This is a genomic window from Alteromonas ulvae (assembly GCF_048987005.1).
Lineage (GTDB): Bacteria > Pseudomonadota > Gammaproteobacteria > Enterobacterales > Alteromonadaceae > Alteromonas.
In genome coordinates this window covers 800,656-822,569 of the sequence record NZ_CP185261.1, presented here as the reverse complement: position 1 = coordinate 822,569, position 21,914 = coordinate 800,656, and the positions used below count along the sequence as shown (strand labels likewise).

Here is a 21,914-nt window from a genome sequence, read left to right as displayed (position 1 = left end):
TTTTATTGTAAACGCCTTTCGGCATTCGACTGCCTACATCCGTCACCTCTATCGCCATCCCCCCGCTCTCGCCATCCAAATGCAATCTAGTTACCATCTTCACCTGCGCAGCTATGTGACCAAATACCGATGCAACTGCGTATAAGCTTTAAATATCACTATCGTATAGCATCACCGTGAAACTTCTAGCGCTTACCTTACTTTGTGGATTATTCATGTCTAGCTTCTTTGCCCATGCCGATAAAACCTACTATAAAGACAGCGAAACCATCGCCTACAAAACGATTGTCTCTCTTGCAGAGAAAATTGAAGTGAGAGAGTACCCTGCTACTCTTGCGGTAATGTCGAAAGGTAACAGCGACAATGGCGCATTTAGGCTCTTATTCAACTACATATCTGGCGAAAACAAAGCACGCAGTGAAATTGCGATGACATCACCGGTAGAAGTGGGTAACGAACAGGTAGCAAGTGCAAAAATCGCCATGACGTCGCCCGTTGAGGTTACCTCAAAAAACACCATGATGTTTTTCCTGCCAAGTCAATACAACGTGGATAACGCGCCGATACCCTCACACCCTGCGGTATCACTAGTAGAAATTCCGGCAAGGAAAGTGGCTGTCATTCGTTATTCGGGATTAAACAGTGACGATAAGCGACAGGCGTATGCAGAAACGCTACTGCGAACACTTAAAGAGCAGGGTTATGACATTGCCGGTAAACCAAGTTACCTAGGCTACGACTCCCCTTTTACCCTACCGTGGAACAAACGTCACGAGGTCATTATTCCGGTAAAATAAAGCAGTGTAAGTAGCGCTCTGCATCGCTATAGAGAGCTAAAAAAACGGCCCGGAAAGGGCCGTTTTTGATGTGTTTTATAACTACTCGCTTTTACCTACAAGCTTTTACTCACAGGCTTTTATCCAAAAACTTTTATCCATAAGTTCTCACCCACAAGCACATAGCAGCGAGTGAGTAGTCACACTACGCGATAACGCTATTCAAATAGCGCTTTATGAAGCTTTCTTACCACATCATCACTATTCGTTTCGTTAACTAAAAACGACAAATTGTGCGGGTTCGCCCCAAAGCAGATCATGCGTAGATTAAAATCTGATACCGCAGCTAAAATTTTACTGGAAACGCCCACCGCAGTTTGCATATGGTTACCAACCACTGTGACCAGGTCGTACCCTTTCTCAACGGTAACGTCACAAATTGTTTCTAATTCAGCAATGGTTTCTTTATTGAGACGCTGAGCAACAGAGTTAGCCGGGTTATCTAACGTAAATGACACAGAAATTTCAGATGTCGTCACCAAATCAACACTTAACTTGTGCTTGGCAATAATAGCAAACACCTGCTGCAGGAAGCCCTGAGCGTACATCATTTTGGGCGTTTTCACCGTCACCATTACTTGCTCTTTGCGGCGTGTAATCGCTCGGTAAGGCGGCTCAAATTCGCAGTCACGAACAATCCAAGTACCGCCTTTCTCAGGCTCTTTGCTTGACCCTACAAACACTTTAATATCTTTGCGCAGCGCCGGTTCCATTGTGGCGGGGTGAAGCACCTTGGCACCAAATGTGGCCATTTCAGCCGCCTCTTCAAAGCTTAGTTCAGGCAGTGGTCGTGCGGTATCGGTGATGCGAGGGTCCGTGGTGTATACACCAATTACGTCGGTCCATATCTCACAGACTTCTGCATTCATAGCTTCAGCAAGAAGCGCAGCGGTAAAGTCAGACCCCCCTCGCCCAAGCGTAGTGGTATTGCCATTTTCGTCTGCGCCGACAAAACCCTGTGTTACCACAATGGCATTTTCAATTTCAGGTGCAAGCAGCTGCTCAGCTAAAGTGGCAATTTGTTCAATGTGTGGTGCTGCTTCTCCAAACTCGCTGTCGGTGCGCAGGACTTTTCTCACGTCAAAATTAATCGTCTTCACCCCTTGCTCAGCAAGTACCGATGAAAACATAAGAGAAGACATTCGCTCGCCCATTGACAGCAACTGGTCTTTTAAGTCATTGCGATGCAAAATTTCTTCATGAAACGCTAAAGCGCGGACTTCCTCTAGAAGATCATTCAGCTTAGTTTCTACCGACGGTTTGTCTTGTAACTTGTCGAGTATGGCAAGCTCAATGTCAGTGATAGCTTTGCATGTTTCATCTATCTGCTGCTGCGTCATGGGGGTATGAGCCAAGCTAACCAAGTGGTTAGTTACGCCCGCTGATGCGCTTACCACAACGATACGCGTATTCTTATTACCGGCAACAATTCGAGCACAGTTTTGCATTACAGTATAATTGGCAACACTGGTTCCGCCGAACTTAGCTATCGATAAGGCATTTGTCACTTTATTTAACTCCAGATTAGCACCAGTTTTTCACTGGCGTACTGCGCATTGATATAGCGCAGCTTAACGATGAATTGTTATTTGGTCTCCAACCTTCACGTTGTGATTGGCAAACCACCCTTGGTTCATTTCCAGTGCGTACAGTACCTTTTTCGATGAGCCTACAGATTCTAGGCTATGAGGCATCAAAGGTTTTATATCAGTAATGACACCGTTTCTGTCGATAAATGCTACGTCTAAGGGTATAAACGTGTTCTTCATCCACATACCCGCGTACTTCGCGGTATCAAAGGTGAAAAACATTCCGCAATCTTCACATAATTCTTTTCTAAACATAAGCCCCTGAGCACGCTGCTCAAAGGTTTTTGCGTACTCCACGTCGTATTTTTTATCACCCATGGTAATTGAGATACGATCAAAACTGACTTCGTTCATTTTAGCGACAGGATCCACTTGCGCCTGCACACAACCAGCAGATAAACAAAGAACCATTAATACAAAGAGAAGCTTGTCCATTAGACGTTCCTATAAGCTAAAAAAGCCACCAAATTCGACTTATTATTTGATATGTAGTTTATACATTAATCTGGGTAACATCCAATGGTGTAGTTACCTCAAAAACTTCTCAATAACGGTGCACTCGTTGCAACGCCAAAAGATAAAAATGCTTCATTTAACGCAATTGACACTTCGCATAGCAACTCAGGTTCCCCAACATATGACGCGGCAGAAGCAACCACATCTATGTAGGAGTCGTTTTGCTCGCGCATTATAGACAGCACCTTTTGAATATACTCTTGCTGAGTCTCTTCATCCATAACGAGATGGGCTTCCTGATAAGTGCGGATTAACGCAGTCATTCGACCGCCTTGGCTATGATGTCATTTTGTGATTGGTTAAGTTGCCCTATATCGTTTTGCGTCACATCTGAGCCATCGTGCCGTAAAGCAATTTCTTTCAGTATGTGTTGCACACGCTCTAAATGCGCTTCTTTACCGATATTTGATAAGACATCGTTGTGCTCGTGAAGCGAATATTCAGAATAGTTAGGATGGTCCAAGTTAAATTCCATTTGTTATTTTAATCAGGTGGTGTAGATATCGTTTCTGGTAAATCTTTATGGGGGCGAATATGCATAAAACTGGCAAAACGAGGCTTTCCCGAATTGGTATACCCATAAAATTTATACGTAACCCACTCACCAATCTCTGGCGGGTGCCGCCGCTCGTTGTTCGAAAATCCGCTACCAAGCTTAAATTGAACACCATCGGCCCGCTCTACTAACAACGAGCCCATCATGGTTTTAAATTTGCCCTTTCCCTCAATATGAGCAATTACCTTTGCCTCGCTATCTTGGTGGCGCTTCAGTTTAAGTAAATGGGCGCTGCGACCGTTAACGTATCGAGCTTGGCGATGATGAAGCATAAGCCCCTCGCCACCGGCATCGACCACACTGTTTAACTTTGCCTGTAAAGCTTCATGGGTGTGCAGCACAAATTGAGGCATTGACAGTAGCGCTGGACTGGTTACTGCGTCAGTAAGTCGCTTTATCTCTTGTACTCTTTGTTCAAAAGGTTGCATGAGCAGCGGCATATCAAACACCATAAATTTTATTTTTTCCCAGCGCTCATCAGGAATGTCAGTAAGCACAATAGACGCTGTATCTTCAAACTTACCTCGCGCAAACCACAGCTCGCCGTCTAGCGTGGTGTTTGGCCAGGCCTGCGTAAACCACTTTGGGGCATGAATAATATTACCCTTTCGGGTTAGAAGCTCTGTTCCCGTCCACCTTGCACGAATGCCATCAAGCTTTTCACTTATCAAATAATCGCTAAGTGCTACAGTATGGTGAGACGCGGTGTATAAATTTGCCGTCTGTGTAGGTGCGCGCTGATGAACATCACCGAGCGTCTCGGCACTGACGCTTGCGACCGCTGCTATCCATACCAGCCCCCCTAATATCCATTCTAATAATAATGCTCGTTTTAATTTGCATGGCATAAATGCCAGTGCATTCCCTCGTTTACTTGTGCTCACGCCTCAATCCTTAAAAAAACTGTTTAGCCAGGTTCAGCGTATTACTATTACTGATTAAAAATACTGTGCTTCAGGTGGGTTTTACCTGTTGCCCCTTAACTTTGCACAAATCAGCGAATGGAATTAAGGTGGAGCTAATTAAATGAAAACGGATATGAATATATGAAAGCATTTAAAATGCAACAAGCACTTATCAACAGCCTAACCGCGCTCACGGTAGCAGTCTACGCGCCATTGTCGTTGGCCCATGACTTTTGGCTTGAGCCAACGCAGTTTTATTTTGAGGAAGCATCGCCAGTAGCAGTGCAGTTTAAAGTAGGTCATAAAGATGATATTGATAGCTGGAATTTAACCTGGGATAAAATAGTGGCTCTTCGTAACTATACTTCAACAGGTGTTGTGGATATGGCAGCAGGTATTATTCCCAAGTCTAGCTTACTACCGGGCGTTGCCAAAACTTCTACGCTGCAAGCAGGCAGTTATATCATCGGCTTTGAAAGCTATCATAGTGTGAGTGTGCTAAAGGCAGATCAATTTAACGACTATGCAAAAAAGGAAGGGCTTAAGGAAGTCGTTGAATATAGAAAAGACAAAGGCCTTGAAGGTTACGATGGAGAAGAACTGTACTCCCGAAAAGCAAAAGCGATTGTACAAGTGGGAAAAACACTTACCGACAACGTTACCAAGCCTATTGGTCATACACTAGAAATTGTCCCCCTTAGCCACCCTTTCACATTAGGGGAAGATAACAGCCTCACCGTTCAAGTGCTTTTCAAAGGCAAACCTTTACCAGATGCATTAATAGATTCAGTTCCTCTTAAAAATGCAACTCACGAAACCCAGTCATTTCTCACTGATGAGAATGGACACGCTACATTTACATTCAAAGAGTCTGGCGCAGTTAAGCTAAATTGCGTGTGGGGAGTGCCGCTTAAAAGTAATATTAAAGCTGACTTTGAAACGTATTTTTCAAGCCTGACGTTTACTGTGAATCGTGAAAAATAATGCAATGACAGTGCGCTGACGCTTCAATCCGCCATCTCGATGTTGAGTGGCGGAGATCACACCACAACCTGCCCTAATTAGGATGAGCAGTCAGCTTTTGTTTGTAATCACTGGATACCCACTGTAACGCTTCATCAAAATCGGTGAAAAACAAATAATCCATATGGTTCAATTGAGGTACCCTTTGAAACATCATTCCGCGGATAACAGGCCCTTTGTACACATACGCCTTGGCTATTAGCCCCATCTCAGGTAAGCGATTTACAATGTGCTTTACCATATCAAACGCTTCAGGCGTTGCACCTTCAACCTCACTTATATCTGCAAGCAAAGCCCCAACACGTGTTGGAGCTTTTTATGGGTTAACTGTATTTCAATAAAACGTTTTAGATTATACGTTTTGAATCGCTACGTCTGGCGTAAACTTAGGCGCAACGGCCATGTCTTCAGCCGGTGGAGCGAAGTCTGTTAAGTTAATACCCTCAACCGCCGCTTTGTACTCGTCCATGGTTGGGAAGCGACCAAGTACAGCAGATAGCACTACCAATGGCGTTGAGCCTAGTAGAGATTCACCTTTCTTCTCACTAGAGTCAGCAACAACACGACCTTGGAACAAGCGCGTAGAGGTAGCGATTACCGTATCGCCAGGTTCTGCTTTCTCTTGGTTACCCATACAAAGGTTACACCCTGGACGCTCTAGGTACATGATGTTGTCGTACTTGGTACGCGCAGATTCTTTTGGTTTCGCATCATCAAACTCGAAACCAGCGTACTTGGTAAGAATATCCCAATCGCCTTCCGCTTTTAGCTCATCAACAATGTTGTATGTTGGTGGCGCAACAACAAGTGGCACGTTAAACGACACACTGCCATTTTGCTTTTCTAAGTTACGAAGCATTTGCGCAATAATCTGCATGTCACCTTTGTGAACCATACAAGAACCAACAAACGCAAGGTCAACCGCTTTGCCATCGTAGTAAGAGACTGGACGAATTACATCATGGGTATAACGCTTAGAAACGTCTTCATTATTTACGTCTGGATCGGCAATCATTGGCTCGTCGATTTGGTCTAAATCAACCACCACTTCTGCGTAGTATTTTGCGTTGTCATCGGGTGCAAGCGCAGGCTCTTCGCCTGACTTGATTTCAGCAATACGCTTATCTGCAAGGTCGATAAGCCCTTGAAGCATATTCGCGTCGTTGTCCATGCCCTTGTCGATCATGATCTTGATACGCGTTTTAGCAAGCTCTAGTGACGCAATCATGGTCTCATCATTTGAGATACAGATTGACGCTTTCGCTTTCATCTCAGCCGTCCAGTCAGTAAACGTGAACGCTTGGTCGGCAAGCAAAGTACCAATTTGCACTTCAATAACACGACCTTGGAACACGTTCTCACCGCCAAATTGCTTAAGCATTTGCGCTTGCGTTGCGTGAACAACATCGCGGAAATCCATGTGGCTTTTCATTTCGCCTTTAAACGTCACTTTTACCGACTCTGGAATTGGCATTGCCGCTTCACCAGTTGCCAGTGCTACCGCTACCGTACCCGAGTCAGCACCAAACGCCACACCTTTCGACATACGCGTATGTGAGTCACCACCAATGATAATAGCGCGATCGTCAACCGTGATATCGTTTAATACTTTGTGAATTACATCAGTCATTGCATGGTAAACCCCTTTAGGGTCACGTGCCGTGATTACGCCAAAGTTATTCATAAAAGACATCAGCTTAGGAATATTAGCTTGGGCTTTCTTATCCCATACCGATGCTGTATGACAGCCCGACTGGTATGCACCGTCTACAAGTGGAGAAATGGTTGATGCAGCCATTGACTCTAGCTCTTGGCATGTCATCGGACCGGTTGTATCTTGTGAGCCTACGATATTTACTTTAACGCGAACGTCTGAACCTGCGTGCAGCGGGGTGGCAGATTTAACGCCTACCGCATTGCGGTTAAAGATTTTTTCAACAGCCGTTAAGCCTTGGTTCTCTACAGATACTTCTTTTGAACGTGCGTAAACTTCAGGCACATCAATGCCTAATACTTTCGCAGCGAAGGTTTGTAACTGCTTTCCAAACGTTACCGCATATGAACCACCGGCTTTCATAAACTCCATTTTCTGCGGGGTGAAAGCGCTTGATATGTCTGCAAGCTCTTCTGAACCGTTGAACAGTTTCTTCGCTTTAGTATCGATAGTAAGCACGGTACCGGTCGCAACAGAATATGCTTCTTCTAACACTGGGTCGCCGTTAGCATCGCGAACCACTTCACCATTCGCATCCGTCTTTTTAACCCAGTTTTTAAGGTCTAAGCCAATACCGCCGGTAACGTCTACGGTGGTTAAAAAGATAGGAGCGATACCGTTAGTACCTGCCACTACTGGTGCTTTGTTTACAAATGGAATGTAAGGACTTGCTGGCTCACCGGCCCATAGTGCAACGTTATTCACACCAGACATGCGCGAAGAACCTACGCCCATAGTGCCTTTTTCTGCGATAAGCATGACTTTGGCATTCGGGTGCTTTTTACCAAGCTCAACAATTTCTTGCTGTGCTTCAGGGGTGATCATGCATTGACCATGTAGCTCACGGTCTGCACGAGAGTGCGCTTGGTTACCTGGAGACAGTAAGTCAGTAGAAATATCGCCTTCTGCAGCAATATAAGTCACTACATCAATTTTTTCTGGTACGTCAGGTAATTTAGTAAAGAACTCTGCGTTTGCGTAGCTCTCTAGAATGTCTTTTGCTATTGCATTGCCTGCGTTGAACGACGCTTCTAGACGCTCTGTATCAGCTTCGTATAGGTAAACCTGTGTTTTCACGACTTCAGCAGCGGGCTTAGCCACCGCTTCGTTGTCTGAAAGCGCCAAATCAAGAAGCACTTCCACAGACGGGCCACCTTTCATATGAGAAAGAAGTTCTAATGCAAACTCAGGCGTGATTTCGTCCACCTTTTCTTCGCCAAGTACAATTTCCTTCAGGAAAGTCGCTTTTACGCCAGCAGCACTAGTCGTACCTGGAAGGGTGTTGTAAATGAAGAACTTAAGAGAATCTTCGCGATGCTCATTACCTGTATCTTTAATTTGAGCAATGATTTCTGATAGTAAATCAGCACTATCAATGGGCTTAGGGTGTAGACCTAATTCCGCTTTACGGGTCTCGATTTCTGCCAGATATTCTGAATACAAACTCATAGGGTTCTCTCGGTCATAGTTTTACGTGGGCGTAGTGTTAAGTCGGTCTTAGCTATACGCATATAAAATTGCTGATTATTTTAACTGATTTTTGCTCGTTACGTAATCTTTGAAGTAAATCAGCTCATGTGGCTGACTAGCGACTTCATCACATATTGACGCTAGCGGTAACAGTGCCAGCGATTTCCCTCAAACAGCAAAAAATAAATTTATTCCTTATTATTCATAAATTTAAATAATAGAAACATACTAAACCGTGCAAAAACCGGCCAAGTCACTTGCTGATGATAAATAAATAATGGTGTTATATTTATGTCAGACATTTTTGCTGGTTATGGTTGTACCAGTTCAAATAACACACAAAAGCGCTTGTTTTGGCCCTAATCAGACTTGATTAATTCCCATCATTGATTGAGTCACATTTCATGTTACTGGTGAAATTCTAATTACCTTACCGTTGTCGCCATCGGTCAGCAGTAAAATATCGCCGTTTGTATCTACAGCCACGTCTCGCATACGCGTTTCTATTGTATCTAGCAGCAACTGTGCGCCTTTTAGCATACTGCCTTTTCTCAATTCACTTAAAGGCACCGCATAAACGCGCTGAGTCTTGAGTGCTGTAACAATAGCCGTGTTTTTCAAAACCGAAAAGGCTTCATGGTTATACACGGCCATCGAGGAGGGCGCGATTGACGGGGTCCAGTCAAGCAACGGGTTTACCATGCCTTCATACTCATTAAAGGGCGAGATTTTTGCACCTGAATAATCTATCCCAAGAGTAACTACCGGCCAACCGTAGTTATTGCCGCGGATTATTTTATTAATTTCATCACCACCGTCTGGGCCATGTTCATTGAGCAAAACCTCACCTTTATCGGTAAGAACAATTCCTTGAGGATTTCGATGCCCTAAAGAAAAAACATACGGACTTTCAGGAAATGGAGCATTGGCAAGAGGCTGACCGTCAATGGTAAAGCCCAGTACTTTTCCAAGGTGCGAGCTTACTACCTGCGCCTGTTCACGGTAATCAAAGCCATCACCAGAGGTGAGAAGATATTCCTCATTACCTACACTTAGTAATTTAGCGCCGTAGTGCACAGGAGTGTCTTTCAACGTATTAACTTCAAACACTGGCTGAATATTGGTGACACCAGATAGTGAAGAGTAGTGACCAGAAACCACCACTAGCTTGTTTTGTGAATCTGTCCCTTTTGAGTAGGACAACAACAAGATTGATGATGTATCAAAATCGTCGGTGGGAATAACATCTAACCAGCCGCCCTGCCCTTTGGTATAAAGATCGGGAAGGTTCACTTTGACGCGAGATACTTCATTCCACTGATTGATAGTGACCAACTGGCCGTCTCGTTGCGTGATCAGGATGATTCCATCTGGCAGTACTTCAATCGACTTGGGAAATGACAGCCCGTCAATAACCACATTGGTTGAATATTCCTTGTCTGCCAGCAACGCCTCTTTTGATAAGGCTTCTTGAGCTTTTGTATTCATTGACATGCAGGCTATTAGCAGCGTAGTTGCCGCAACAAGGGCACTCGTTATGTTCATATTCACTCTCGCGATTAGTTTCTTTAACAACACTATCATGGTATACCCGCTTTATATGCTAAATTTATACACACTCAACGTGGTGCTTCATGCTCGCTTTTTTACGACATACCCTTTTTTGTTTTATCCCTGCTTGGGTTATTGCTTTTATTGTCGCGAGTGTAATGCATTCTCATTTTGTACTGTTTGAACTGATGGCACTGAATATCGACATTCCCGCATCTAAGTGGCTGTCCATGGTCATAGACGATTTATTTGGTTTACTACCATCTTACGGTGGCATAATTGCAGTCACTCTCATTATTAGCTTTTTTATCGCTAGTACACTGAATAACGTCTTAAAGAAACGTACTCTCACACTGACAACCAGCAGTAAAGCAGGCGTTTATGGCGCGGCGGCCATTTTTGGTACTGCTGGCGCTGTTGGTTTTTTCTTCATGCTAGCAGCCATGCAACCTGTTTTAGACGTGACGCTTATCGCGGGTGCTAGAAGCCAGTTAGGCATTGCTGCACAATGCATCGCAGGCTTCGCGTCGGGAATAACCTACAGCCGGTTACGCTAAGCCACAGTGATAGTTCACTCGCATTAACATTACTTTTATTTATAGTAATTTATAAACCAACAAAGATGTAAATGAAAAGTTAACTTTGCTAATGTTACGCTATTATTGAATAACTGCGCCCTACTAGGAACAAGCAATATGATAACTTATCCTGAAAACGTAACCTGTTTAGCTGATTATATCGAAAGTGTTTTAACCAAGTTTGCTGATAAACCTGCATATACCGCTCTGGGGCAAACGCTTACGTTTAGCGACATTGATGAAAAATCATCCGCACTTGCCCGTTACCTTGTTAATGAAGCCAAGCTTGAGCCTGGCTCTCGTGTTGCTATTCAGCTTCCAAACCTCATACAAAATCCTATTGCAGTATACGCAGCCCTTCGTGCAGGTCTTGTGGTCGTGAACACTAACCCGCTCTACACTGAGCGTGAGATGAAACATCAGTTTACAGACAGCGGCGCCACGGCACTTATTATTCTTAGCGACTTACTTCCTAAGTATCACGCCATTAAAAGCGATACCAATATTCGCACTGTTATTGTAACGTCTGCCACCGAACTGCTGGACCCCAGCACAGCACCTTCTATTGAAGGCACAATATCGCTAACTAGCGCTATGGCTACTGGTGCTGCAACAGCAGAGTTTACACGCCCAGCGGTAGAAAAAGATGAATTAGCCATGTTGCAATATACCGGCGGAACCACAGGCGTAAGTAAAGGCGCGGCACTAAGTCACAATAATGTGCTGGCCAACTGTATCCAAATGCTCGACAGAATTGGTCAACAATTTAAGGATGGTGAAGAGGTCGTAGTGTGTCCTCTTCCGCTTTACCATATATATGCCTTCACAGTGTGCATGATGGCGCTGTTTTCAAAAGGCAGTCAAATTGTACTTATCCCGAATCCAAGAGATATTGATGGCTTCATTCAAACGCTTAAGCCGCATGCGATAACCGCCTTTGCAGGTATTAATACGTTATTTGTTGGCTTAGGTCGTCATCCTGAATTTGCTAAACTCGACTTCTCTAAACTACACCTGACCATGTCAGGCGGCACCGCGCTCACGCAAGCCGCTGTTTCTATTTGGAAGGGAGTTACTGGCAACACCATCACTGAAGGTTACGGTCTGTCAGAAACTGCACCAGTGGTATCGTTTAATATCCCTGGAAAAGAAGAAATTGGCACCGTCGGGCTTGAGCTAGAGGGTACTGAAGTTGCACTTCTCGACAGTTATGACAAGCCAGTGAGCGATGGAGAGTCGGGACAAATAGCGGTAAGAGGCCCGCAAGTTATGCTAGGGTATTGGCAGCGCGACGACGAAACTGCAAAAGTAATGACCGAAGACAACTTCTTCAAAACCGGTGATATTGGCATTCGCACTGAGTCAGGCGCGATAAAAATAGTCGACCGACTTAAAGACATGATCATCGTATCAGGCTTTAACGTTTACCCTAATGAAATAGAAGAAGTTCTCACCTCTCATCCAGACGTTATGGAAGCTGCAGTAGTCGGAAAACCAGATGATAAAACAGGTGAACGAGTATGTGCGTTTATTACGGTAAGTAATGAGGTTAGCGTAGAAGATGTCACCGCCTTTTGTAGGGAACAACTCACTAACTATAAGGTACCGAAGTCAATTGAGATTTTAGAGGAGCTACCAAAATCGACGGTAGGCAAAATTCTTCGCCGCGAGCTACGAGATAAGAGATAATAACTAAAAGCCGGCAAACCGAAGCCAACGCTTAGCTATCAACAACCAAGGACCGCTCCAAATCCATTCATGGCATGCCGCTGACTACTTCAGAGGCATGCCATGTTGAGTCTCTCTCGATCCCCCTGTACACCGGTGAATATAGACAACCGAAAGTAGACACGCATTAAATAGATAGCATTAAAAACTAAGAATAAGCCCTAATAAGTTGATGCGCTTAGTATTTGTCACTATAAATAACTTATAGATAATATAATAGAACCCTACCTATGCTCTCCATGTCGCTTACCTTTGAATCATTTGAAGAAACAATTGCTCAACTGACCGCGCTAGAAGCGTTTAATCCTTCCTTGATCATCATTTATGCCGCACCGGTATTTTTCAAAGCCAACTCAAGCTCTACGAGATGCTTCGACGATCTGTTAGGCGAACTGAGCCATATTACAGCTAACATTGTGGGGTGTAGTACGGCAGGGGAAATTAATTCCGACCAAGTTTCAAACGACACTATCGTTATGATAGCGATGAAGTTTGAACACGGTAGTTCAGTAAAAATTCACACTGCTACGCTAACAAGTATGCAAAATTCCTTCGATACAGGAGAAAAGCTCGGACAACAAATTAAGCCATCAGGTTTGAAAGGCGTTTACGTTCTGGCGCCTGGCCTCGCCATTAATGGTTCTGCACTTATTCACGGGCTCGCACGTTCACTTGCATCTGATATAAAAATTAGCGGAGGTCTTGCTGGCGATAACGCATCTTTCGAAAAAACGTTCATTATTAGTCCTGAAGGTTTACGTGAAGATATTATTGTTGCGGTATGCTTTTATGGCGGCAGCTTATCCTTTGGCTATGGCGCATCTGGGGGATGGCGCTCTTTTGGCCCTTCTCGCAGCGTAACTAAAGCCAAAGAAAATGTACTCTTCGAGTTGGACAATGTGCCAGCACTATCCATCTACAAAGAATATCTTGGTGACTATGCCTCAGACTTACCTGCTAATGGCCTGCTGTTTCCATTAGAGGTTATCGGCGAAGATCAAAAAGGTACTGGGCTTATCCGTACCATACTTGGCATTAATGAAGAAGACGGAAGTTTAATACTTGCAGGAGATGTTGCCGAGAAACAGTATGTCAGGCTTATGCACGCCTCTACCGACAATCTGATTGATGGTGCGCAATTAGCGGCGATTAACGCCTTTGCAACCTCAAATTCGCAACTAGCACAAAGCGTCGCGTTAGTAACAAGCTGCGTGGGCAGAAAGTTAGTAATGGGCGATCGGGTCGAAGAAGAACTGGAATGTGTGCAAGAACATTTACCGGCGAACACCTGCATCGCAGGTTTTTACTCCTACGGCGAAATTTGCCCTTTCAATAATCAGTCTGATAGCAAGCTTTATAATCAAACCATGTCGATGACGCTAATTCAGGAAGTAACCTCTTGAACTCATTACTCACTCGGCAACTGAAAAAAGCATTTGGATTGAAAAACGCCAAAGAGTTTGACGAATGGCTGTCTTCTCTAGATGACACGAAAACGAGTGAAATGTCCCAGCATGCTTTTCAACAGGGGTTAAAACGCCTTATCAAGCGGGTTGACGACTCCTATCAATTTCACGAGCGAGATATCACGCTGCGCGAGCGAAGTTTGGAACTCAGTTCTAAAGAACTTTTTGCAGCAAACGAACAAATACGCAATGAGCTAGCGGTTCAACAGAAAGTGGTAGATACACTGTGCTCTTCTGTAAACTTATTATTAGTCGATCAGAACAAGCCTCATATTAAGGGTAACCTTACCAATATTTCTACGCTATCAGAAATGATGCTTGAACTGATAAATGAACAAAAAGCGGTCGAGAGGAAGGTACAACGCGCACTGGCCGATGCTGAGAGTGCGAATAAGGCGAAAAGTGAATTTTTAGCTACCATCAGCCATGAAATAAGAACGCCGATGAATGCCGTTATTGGTCTCACTCATTTAGCGCTCGATACTGACGATGCTGAGCACAAACAGACTTACCTAGAAAAGGTAAAAAAGAATGCGGCCTATCTACTCGACCTTATCAACAATATTTTAGATTTATCAAAAGTAGAAGCGGGCAAAATTGACGTTGTCAATGACACTTTTTCACTGACTGACACCATAGAAAAATTGGCACATGTGTTCCAGGTAAAGGCAAGCGAAAAGCGCCTTCAATTGCTGTTTGATATACGCATAGATCCGCAGTGGTTATTTAGAGGGGATAGTGAAAAAATTTATCAAGTGTTGCTCAACTTGCTTAGCAATGCGGTGAAATTCACCTCCACAGGCACTATTATTATGACCATATCAGCACAAGCCGAAAATGTATTTTTCAGCGTTGCTGATAGCGGCATGGGGATTAGCGATAACAATAAGGCTAAATTGTTTGACGCCTTTGTGCAGGCCGACACCTCTATTTCGCGACAATTTGGAGGAACAGGATTAGGGCTTACTATCTGTAAAAGCCTTGTTGAACATATGGGCGGCCAGCTTAATTTTACAAGCGAGGCAGGAAAAGGCAGTGAGTTCTATTTTTCGTTACCGATTATCAAAGAAGCTATGACTCTCCCCCTTTCTCCGGACATAGCACCTAAGTCCATTTCAAACCCAGACGCAAAAGCGGCTTCTCCTAAGAAAGTACTATGTATCAAAAGTTGTCCAACTGTTGCGCAAGGATGCGATATTTTAAAACAGACGCTGCATCGCTTGCACATAGAGTGTGAGATTATAGACAGCAGTCAAGATACGCTTCCAGATAATGCCGATGCATCAGCGATTTTTTTACCCGACGACAATAAAGCGTGGCAACGCTTCATGACTCAATTGCGTATGGGTGAATTCGACAATCTTAACTTGAGCACGGTGATAAGTTCTCGGAGCAAAGTTAACGTATTGAATAAACTAAGAAATGCCAATGTTGAGCACCTCGATGTTATTGAACTTCCCTTTACCGATTTAGACCTCTTAGCAACCCTTTCTCCATCAAATGATCCCAAGATAAATCTTAATCACGACGGTCTAGAGACCAATAAGTGGCGCAAAAAAAGGCTGACAAACAAACGCGTTCTTATTGTTGACGATGACACGATAAGCATTGAGATAAGTCAGCAAATACTTCGAAATATCGGTATAAAGGTAACCTCTGCATTAAACGGCCAACAGGCGCTCGCTATGTGCGATGTGAATACCTTCGACGCCATACTCCTCGATTGTCACTTACCCGATATGTCGGGGCAACAGGTTGCCAATAAGCTTTCCATTAAGGATGGTTGGTCCACTCCTATTATCGCGCTGAGTAGCGATGAGTCTGTAGCGAAAAAAGAAGAAGCTCTCGAATCTGGAATGTGCCAATATCTTGTAAAGCCCGCTATTGCAGATTTAATTATCCATACCATAGATAAACATATCCACTCAGGTTACAAGGAGATTAAAACACCGCCCGCTGATAATGTCTTTTTACACTCATTAAGTAGTTTTTATAATGCCTATAAACACCCTTCCATAATAACGGCGTTACTCGATATTGCTGATAGTTCAGAAAACACCATTTTGGAGAGCACACCGTTTATACGCAAAATACTAGATGATACAAAGCAAATCGGTGCTTTCTCACTGCATCATTTCTTAATTGAGTTACTGAATAAACACTTTGATACTAAAGAGGGTATTAGGCATGCCGTTGTCGCCCTATCTCAACATCTTGACGCAACCCTTCGCCTTATAGTCCATACTATTGAAGTTGGGCTACCTGTTCAGGCGCTCACATCATCAGAAGAAGTAAAACAGCCACTGATTGAGAGTATGCGAGAACTTGTCCTGTTGTTGGAATCTTTTGATGCACAAGCAATAACACAAATTGAAGATATACGCAGAGCATTTAGCAAGAGTGAGTATCTCGATTATATCGAAAACATACGACACCGTTGCTCTGTGTACGATTTTGAGCGAGCACTTGAGTTTTCAAATGAACTAGTGGAAATACTGAGTAATGAGAAGTAATTTGCAGATACCTAAAAAGCAATTTAGCGTGCTCGTGGTTGACGACGAGCCTGCCAATATCGATTTACTTAGCGGGATATTGACCCCTTTTTACGATATAAAAGTGGCTCCATCAGGCAAGATTGCACTAAAAATTGTTCAAAAATACCCCCCTGATCTTATTCTACTTGATGTCATGATGCCCGAAATGGATGGTTTTGAGGTGTGCCAAAGGCTAAAAGCTGATAGACGATTATCAGACATACCCGTGATTTTTGTCACAGCACTGATTCAAGCGACTGATGAAGAGAAAGGCTTTGCTTTAGGCGCTATCGACTATATCACTAAACCTGTTTCGCCCAGTATCACCCTAGCCAGAGTAAAGACTCATATCTCTCTCGCACATCAAATGCGTACAACCGAAGCGCTAGTAAAACAACGTACCGCTGACCTACAACTCAGTCAGCAAAGCGCTATCACTATGCTTGCCGCTGCAGGACATTACAACGATAACGACACAGGGCATCACATATGGCGAATGGCCGCTTACAGTAAATGTGTAGCGCTAGCGAGTGGCTGGGACTATGACAGTGCATGCCTTCTTTCTCAGGCTGCACCTATGCATGATACGGGAAAGATAGGCATTCCCGATAATATTTTAAAAGCCCCCAGAAAGCTAAACGATGATGAAATGAGCATCATGAAAACCCATGCTGAAATAGGTCATAAAATACTGTCGCAAAGTAAAACCCCACTGTTTGATATGGCTGCTGAGATTGCGTTGTGCCACCATGAAAAATGGGACGGCTCAGGCTACCCGAATGGACTTAAGCAAACAGACATACCAGAAAGTGCAAGAATAGTGGCCATTGCTGACGTATTTGATGCACTTACCATGAAACGTCCCTACAAAAAGGCGTGGGGTAATAAAGAGGCGTTTGACTATATTCTCAAAGAGTCGGGTAAACACTTCGACCCCAGCTTGGTAGACGTGTTTATAAATATACAAGAGGAATTACTCAAAACCAAAGCGTATTGGAACCGCCTTGAAGCGCGTGGCATGCTGCCATCAGTCACAGGCTTTTTACCTGACGAGCAATGCTAAATACGTTGCCGTTACAAAACGAAAGGCCACAAAACACTCTCTGTTTTGAGGCCTTTAAGCGTTATATATTAAGCGATTAGCTACAGCCACTTCGAACTGTCCAGCTCACCCCCTCTAGCTAGTACCTAACTCTTCAGCAATTCTCTCTGCCTGATTTTTTTCGCCCTGCACGAATGACTTCCATTGCTGAGCCATAGCGCGGCTCTTCTGATGTTTTTCAGCTTCTGCAAGTTCATTTAACGCAAGTGCGTATTGTTTTTTGTTGAACAACGCCATGCCTTTTACCAAATAAACAAGGCCGGGATTTCTTAGATCACCCTTTTCAATTGCTCTATCAACTGCGTCGATAGCATCGTCCCAACGCTCTTCATTCAAGAGAATTTGAGCAAGTTGTGCGTCAAGCTCGCCATCGTCAGCAAGATTTGCCGCCTGCATCATGACAGGTATAGCTTTATCTTGCTCTTTTGCTAACGACCAACTTTGACCTAAGAATTTGAGGTTACGAAGATTCTTTTCCAATACACCTTCGTTCATCGCTTGCTCCATCAGCTTGGCGCCTTTGTAAGGTGCACGATGGTAGTAGTAAAGCTGCGCAAGATTAAAGATATCTGCCGAAGATTCTATGAAGCCTCGTTGGTAGGCGGTTTCCATCATGGCTAGCTGCTTTCGCTCTTCGCCAAGTTCGCCGTACATGCCTGCTAACTGGATCCAATACTTTGGCTCGTCAAACAACTTGACCATTTTTACCAAAACATCTTTTACCTTTTTAGGCTGCTTTAGCTCATAAAATACGGCCCGCTGAAGAATTAGCCAGCCCTCATCGGGCAGCATGCCTTCGGCTTCATGGTCGGCTATCGCCTGTGAAATCCAATCTGCAGCTAACTCATACTGCTGACTTTGGTAATAAGCCTGTGCTTTGATCACCTTATTTTTAGGTGGTATTGGGCCCGTATTCAACGACTCCCAGCGCTCAAGATACTTAATAGTCTCATCAAAATTACCCTGCATAAGGTTAAGCTGGGCAAGACTGAAAAGTGTCGTCATCTCAAACTTTTCTGGGATTGGCTGTTGCTCAACGACTTTAGCGAATGACTCAAGCGCTTTGTCGTAGTCTTCATCGTTGTAGTAGATGAAGCCATAAAAGTTATACATCATGGCCTTTTCATAGGCGTTCATTGAATAACTTTTTTCCTCAACCTCTCCTAATATAGCAAGAGCCTCTTCCACATCACCCGACTCATCCGCTGCAGCCTGCGCGCGCGCCAGCTGCTCGTACACTTTGCCTCTTAGCGTTGGAACACGACGCGTTTTTTTCTCACTAGCCTTCTGTTCTTGAGCTACTGCTTCGGTTGCCAGTAGTAAACCTGGAATAGAAACAGTCGCTGAGGCGATAGTAAACGCGATAGCGCTAAACAATTTATTCGTCTGTTTTCTCATCTTGTTCTACTACCCGTCAATTTGGAACGTAATACGGTTTTGAATACCGGACACTTCTGTAGGCTCACCATTGACTACTCGCGGCTTGTATTTAAACTTCATTGCCGCATCTATTGCCGCTTGCTCGAACAACCCTTCTGGATTGGCTTCGATTACGATTGGGTCGCGCACCGCTCCCTGTTTCGTAACGGTAAACTCAACAATCACAAATCCTTCGATACCGCGCTGAAGCGCACGTCTTGGGTAAACCGGCGCAACCTTAACGATTGGCAAGTATTCCCCATCCCCAGATTCAAGGGCTAAGCCGCCATCTAGTGATATTTCGTCGCCTACTTCAGCACCAAAATCCATCGACGTACCTTCTGCATCAGGCGAAGGCGAATCCATTTGAGGCTGCTGCATCTGTGGCGGCGGCTGCTCAGGCTTCGGTGGCTTTTTGGGCTTGCGATCTTTTTTCTCAACCTGCTCATCCTGCTTAACTCTTACGAAATCAAGCACGCTTCCCTGCGGCGGCTCAGTTAGTGCGCTACCACCCATCTTGATCAATGACTGCATCAAGAAGAACAGGCCTAACGTGATCGCAAGGGAAATTACAAATGCGATTATATATCGTGGCATGATTTATTGCTCTTGCGCTGCAATCGAAACATCAAATACACCTGCCGCACGCGAGGCGTCCATCACCTTTATCAGCGTTTCCGTTGTCGATTCTTTATCAGCCTGAATCACAACCGTGCCCTGAGGATTTTCTGCGTGCAAACGCTCGATGTTGGCCTGAACGGCACGAACATCGATTCGGCGTTTGTTGATCCAAATTTCACCTTTGTCTGAAATAGCGATAAGGATATTCGCGCGATCCTTTTTAACAGCGGTCGCTGCTTCTGGGCGATTCACATCGATACCGGCTTCTTTCACAAACGATGCCGTCACGATAAAGAAAATCAACATAATAAATACGACGTCCAGCATGGGCGTCATGTCGATGGTTGCTTCTTCTTCATCGATCAAATTTTGAAAGTGCTGCTTCATAATAAATACCTTACCTTAATGCGAAGGGGCATTAACGTTGAATAATCAATGCATCCTCAAGATGCGTGCGTTCAGATTTCACCATACGATTTAACCAGGTAGCCGCGAAGACACCAGACAGTGCCCCAACCATTCCTGCCATAGTAGGAATGGTCGCTTTCGATACGCCTGAGGCCATAGAACGAGCATTACCCGAACCAGAAATAGCCATAACGTCGAATACTTCTATCATACCGGTTACCGTACCCATCAAACCCAACAGCGGACAAAGCGCTACGAGTGCCTGAATAATCGGGATACTGCCGTTTAGCCGTATAGTTAACTGTGAAATCGTTTTCTGACGAACTTGCTCAGCAAACCACGAGGCACGATCGCTACGTGCTTTCCACACTGCGACCGCCTCTTTTTTTGCTTGCTTGTGCCAAACCAACAGATACATTGCACGCTCGAGGATCAAAAGCCACATAACGAATATCAGTAGACCGATGACCAGGAGAACCTGGCCACCCGTTTCTGTAAAATCGCGAATTGCTTCTAGAAACTCGATCATAATTAGCCTCGCTCAGAACGCTCTGCGATAACGCCAGATGCTTGTTCTTGAAGAATGTACACGATGTTTTTAGAACGTGTATTAAGCATCGCGTAAAGTAATGTCATCGGAATGGCTACTACCAAACCAAGTACAGTTGTTACAAGCGCTGTTGAAATACCACCAGCCATTAGTTTCGGGTCACCTGTACCAAACAAGGTGATTGCCTGGAAGGTATTAATCATACCGGTTACCGTTCCGAGTAGACCCATAAGCGGTGCAACAACAGAGATAATCTTAATGATAGTTAGGTTGCGACCTAGCTTAGGCACTTCGCCCAAAATGGCTTCAGTTAGGTGAAGCTCTAACGCTTCAACATCGGCGTTAGGGTGATCGTCACGTACTTTAAGCACACGACCAAGAGGGTTGTTGGTTTTTACTTCCTTGCTCTTAAGTTGCTTGTTCACTTTCATGCGAATAAGAGAAAGAGATACAAGGCGCTCTATGGCGAGTAAAAGACCAAATGCACCAACAATGAGAATGATGTAGCCAACTACGCCACCCTGTTCAACACGCTCTTTCATGTTAGGCGCTTGAACAAGAAGACCAAGGATAGAACCACCGGTTGGGTCAATACCAAACTGCACTAGTTCGCCACTTGATGCTTGAAGCTCTGCCGCTGAATCGTTGTAACGGTCAGCTGGCTGACGGGTTAGCTCAGATACGGTGCCAGTCACTCCGTTGTAATCTAGGTATTTACCGTCTGATACCAAGGCAAATGGACCTACACGAACCACTGGCTTGTTCACTTTTTCGCCACCGGCTTCAACAACGTCAGTTGTGAAGGTAGTTACTTTGCCCGACTCCGTCATTTCACGCTGCATTTCGAACCATACGCGCTCAATTTCTTCAATTGATGCTAGCTTCGAGCTTGAGCCCATGTCCTGGGCCATCTTGTCTAAAAAGTCAGAACGCCCCGGAATTTGCGCTGAAATAACCGAGTTATAGAATTTATTCTTAGTGTCGCCAGCAACTTGCTGTAATACACCGAACAACTCTTTCAGTGAACCAAGACGCGTGTCTAAGGCTCCGTTAAGGTCAGCCAGTTTAAACTCGTTTTCTTCGAACTGTGTTTCAAGCTGCTCTGATTGCACTAGCATTTGATCGCGCTTTTCACGGGTCTCGCGAAGAATGCGGTCTTGCTCTGCACGCTGCGCTTGGAAGTCGCGCTCGCGCTGTTTGTTTTGTTGTGATTGTGCAAATTGGCCTTCTTCAAGCTGCTTTAGCAGGGCATCTAGGTCCATTGCACGGTCGCTTTGTGCCATTGCACCAGCGCTGATACTAAGGGCTACTAGACCAACAGCGATACGTTTTACTGTATTAAACATTC

20 protein-coding genes are annotated in these 21,914 nt (G+C 44.5%); 7 read left to right on the top strand and 13 right to left on the bottom strand.

Annotation, left to right across the window (positions count from 1 at the left end; all coding sequences use genetic code 11):
* The first annotated feature begins 215 nt into the window (after positions 1-215).
* Positions 216-797: an SOUL family heme-binding protein gene (locus tag ACOJR9_RS03600; protein ID WP_420935025.1), complete on the top strand. Its 582-nt coding sequence runs from the start codon at positions 216-218 to the stop codon at positions 795-797.
* A 197-nt stretch (positions 798-994) separates the two neighbouring features.
* Here the strand turns inward: ACOJR9_RS03600 and lysC are convergent, their stop codons facing one another.
* From lysC to ACOJR9_RS03575, 5 genes are all read right to left on the bottom strand, one after another.
* Positions 995-2,344 (bottom strand): lysine-sensitive aspartokinase 3, encoded by a 1,350-nt coding sequence (gene lysC / locus ACOJR9_RS03595; protein ID WP_420935024.1) that lies wholly within the window; start codon positions 2,342-2,344, stop codon positions 995-997.
* Between the two features lie 63 nt (positions 2,345-2,407).
* Positions 2,408-2,860: a DUF192 domain-containing protein gene (locus ACOJR9_RS03590; RefSeq protein WP_420935023.1), complete on the bottom strand. Its 453-nt coding sequence runs from the start codon at positions 2,858-2,860 to the stop codon at positions 2,408-2,410.
* Positions 2,861-2,958: 98 nt separating this feature from the next.
* Entirely contained in the window at positions 2,959-3,204 is a 246-nt protein-coding gene (locus tag ACOJR9_RS03585) for a hypothetical protein (protein WP_420935022.1), read from the bottom strand.
* Positions 3,201-3,416, bottom strand: a complete 216-nt coding sequence (locus ACOJR9_RS03580; protein WP_420935021.1) for a hypothetical protein — start codon at positions 3,414-3,416, stop codon at positions 3,201-3,203. Before ACOJR9_RS03580 ends, ACOJR9_RS03585 begins: the two co-directional genes overlap by 4 nt.
* An 8-nt stretch (positions 3,417-3,424) precedes the next feature.
* Entirely contained in the window at positions 3,425-4,381 is a 957-nt protein-coding gene (locus ACOJR9_RS03575) for a DNA ligase (RefSeq protein WP_420935020.1), read from the bottom strand.
* Between the two features lie 162 nt (positions 4,382-4,543).
* On the opposite strand from ACOJR9_RS03575, the gene ACOJR9_RS03570 reads away from it, so the two are divergent.
* Complete coding sequence (locus tag ACOJR9_RS03570) at positions 4,544-5,386, top strand: DUF4198 domain-containing protein (protein WP_420935019.1); 843 nt, start codon at positions 4,544-4,546, stop codon at positions 5,384-5,386.
* A 73-nt stretch (positions 5,387-5,459) separates the two neighbouring features.
* Here the strand turns inward: ACOJR9_RS03570 and ACOJR9_RS03565 are convergent, their stop codons facing one another.
* The 3 genes from ACOJR9_RS03565 to ACOJR9_RS03555 all read right to left on the bottom strand — a co-directional run bounded on the left by ACOJR9_RS03565 (position 5,460) and on the right by ACOJR9_RS03555 (position 10,154).
* Complete coding sequence (locus ACOJR9_RS03565; RefSeq protein ID WP_420935018.1) at positions 5,460-5,717, bottom strand: hypothetical protein; 258 nt, start codon at positions 5,715-5,717, stop codon at positions 5,460-5,462.
* A 60-nt stretch (positions 5,718-5,777) separates the two neighbouring features.
* Positions 5,778-8,588, bottom strand: a complete 2,811-nt coding sequence (locus tag ACOJR9_RS03560; protein ID WP_420935017.1) for a bifunctional aconitate hydratase 2/2-methylisocitrate dehydratase — start codon at positions 8,586-8,588, stop codon at positions 5,778-5,780.
* A 423-nt stretch (positions 8,589-9,011) separates the two neighbouring features.
* A complete protein-coding gene (locus ACOJR9_RS03555) occupies positions 9,012-10,154 on the bottom strand; it encodes a PQQ-dependent sugar dehydrogenase (protein WP_420935016.1) in 1,143 nt (380 codons plus the stop codon).
* A 164-nt stretch (positions 10,155-10,318) separates the two neighbouring features.
* On the opposite strand from ACOJR9_RS03555, the gene ACOJR9_RS03550 reads away from it, so the two are divergent.
* The 5 genes from ACOJR9_RS03550 to ACOJR9_RS03530 all read left to right on the top strand — a co-directional run bounded on the left by ACOJR9_RS03550 (position 10,319) and on the right by ACOJR9_RS03530 (position 17,529).
* Positions 10,319-10,717: a hypothetical protein gene (locus ACOJR9_RS03550; protein ID WP_420935015.1), complete on the top strand. Its 399-nt coding sequence runs from the start codon at positions 10,319-10,321 to the stop codon at positions 10,715-10,717.
* A gap of 138 nt (positions 10,718-10,855) precedes the next feature.
* Positions 10,856-12,427 (top strand): AMP-binding protein, encoded by a 1,572-nt coding sequence (locus ACOJR9_RS03545; RefSeq protein ID WP_420935014.1) that lies wholly within the window; start codon positions 10,856-10,858, stop codon positions 12,425-12,427.
* Positions 12,428-12,696: 269 nt separating this feature from the next.
* Positions 12,697-13,869, top strand: coding sequence for an FIST signal transduction protein (locus ACOJR9_RS03540; protein WP_420935013.1), 1,173 nt, complete (start codon positions 12,697-12,699; stop codon positions 13,867-13,869).
* On the top strand, positions 13,866-16,445 hold the full coding sequence (locus ACOJR9_RS03535) for an ATP-binding protein (protein WP_420935012.1): 2,580 nt from the start codon (positions 13,866-13,868) through the stop codon (positions 16,443-16,445). Before ACOJR9_RS03540 ends, ACOJR9_RS03535 begins: the two co-directional genes overlap by 4 nt.
* Positions 16,435-17,529 (top strand): response regulator, encoded by a 1,095-nt coding sequence (locus ACOJR9_RS03530; RefSeq protein ID WP_420935011.1) that lies wholly within the window; start codon positions 16,435-16,437, stop codon positions 17,527-17,529. The genes ACOJR9_RS03535 and ACOJR9_RS03530 overlap by 11 nt, the downstream gene beginning before the upstream one ends.
* Positions 17,530-17,643: 114 nt before the next feature.
* Here ACOJR9_RS03530 and ACOJR9_RS03525 read toward each other — a convergent pair whose 3' ends face one another.
* Genes ACOJR9_RS03525 through ACOJR9_RS03505 form a run of 5 tightly spaced genes read right to left on the bottom strand, consistent with a single transcriptional unit; the run spans position 17,644 to position 21,912 of the window.
* Positions 17,644-18,966, bottom strand: coding sequence for a tetratricopeptide repeat protein (locus ACOJR9_RS03525; protein ID WP_420935010.1), 1,323 nt, complete (start codon positions 18,964-18,966; stop codon positions 17,644-17,646).
* Positions 18,967-18,975: 9 nt separating this feature from the next.
* Positions 18,976-19,584 carry an energy transducer TonB gene (locus tag ACOJR9_RS03520; protein WP_420935009.1) on the bottom strand — a complete coding sequence of 203 codons (609 nt, stop codon included), beginning with the start codon at positions 19,582-19,584 and terminating at the stop codon, positions 18,976-18,978.
* A gap of 3 nt (positions 19,585-19,587) precedes the next feature.
* Positions 19,588-19,995: an ExbD/TolR family protein gene (locus tag ACOJR9_RS03515; protein WP_420935008.1), complete on the bottom strand. Its 408-nt coding sequence runs from the start codon at positions 19,993-19,995 to the stop codon at positions 19,588-19,590.
* Positions 19,996-20,026: 31 nt separating this feature from the next.
* The gene (locus tag ACOJR9_RS03510; RefSeq protein ID WP_420935007.1) at positions 20,027-20,545 is read right to left on the bottom strand and encodes a MotA/TolQ/ExbB proton channel family protein; all 519 of its coding nucleotides are present in this window, start codon (positions 20,543-20,545) and stop codon (positions 20,027-20,029) included.
* Between the two features lie 2 nt (positions 20,546-20,547).
* Positions 20,548-21,912 carry a MotA/TolQ/ExbB proton channel family protein gene (locus tag ACOJR9_RS03505; protein WP_420935006.1) on the bottom strand — a complete coding sequence of 455 codons (1,365 nt, stop codon included), beginning with the start codon at positions 21,910-21,912 and terminating at the stop codon, positions 20,548-20,550.
* Between the last annotated feature and the right edge of the window lie 2 nt (positions 21,913-21,914).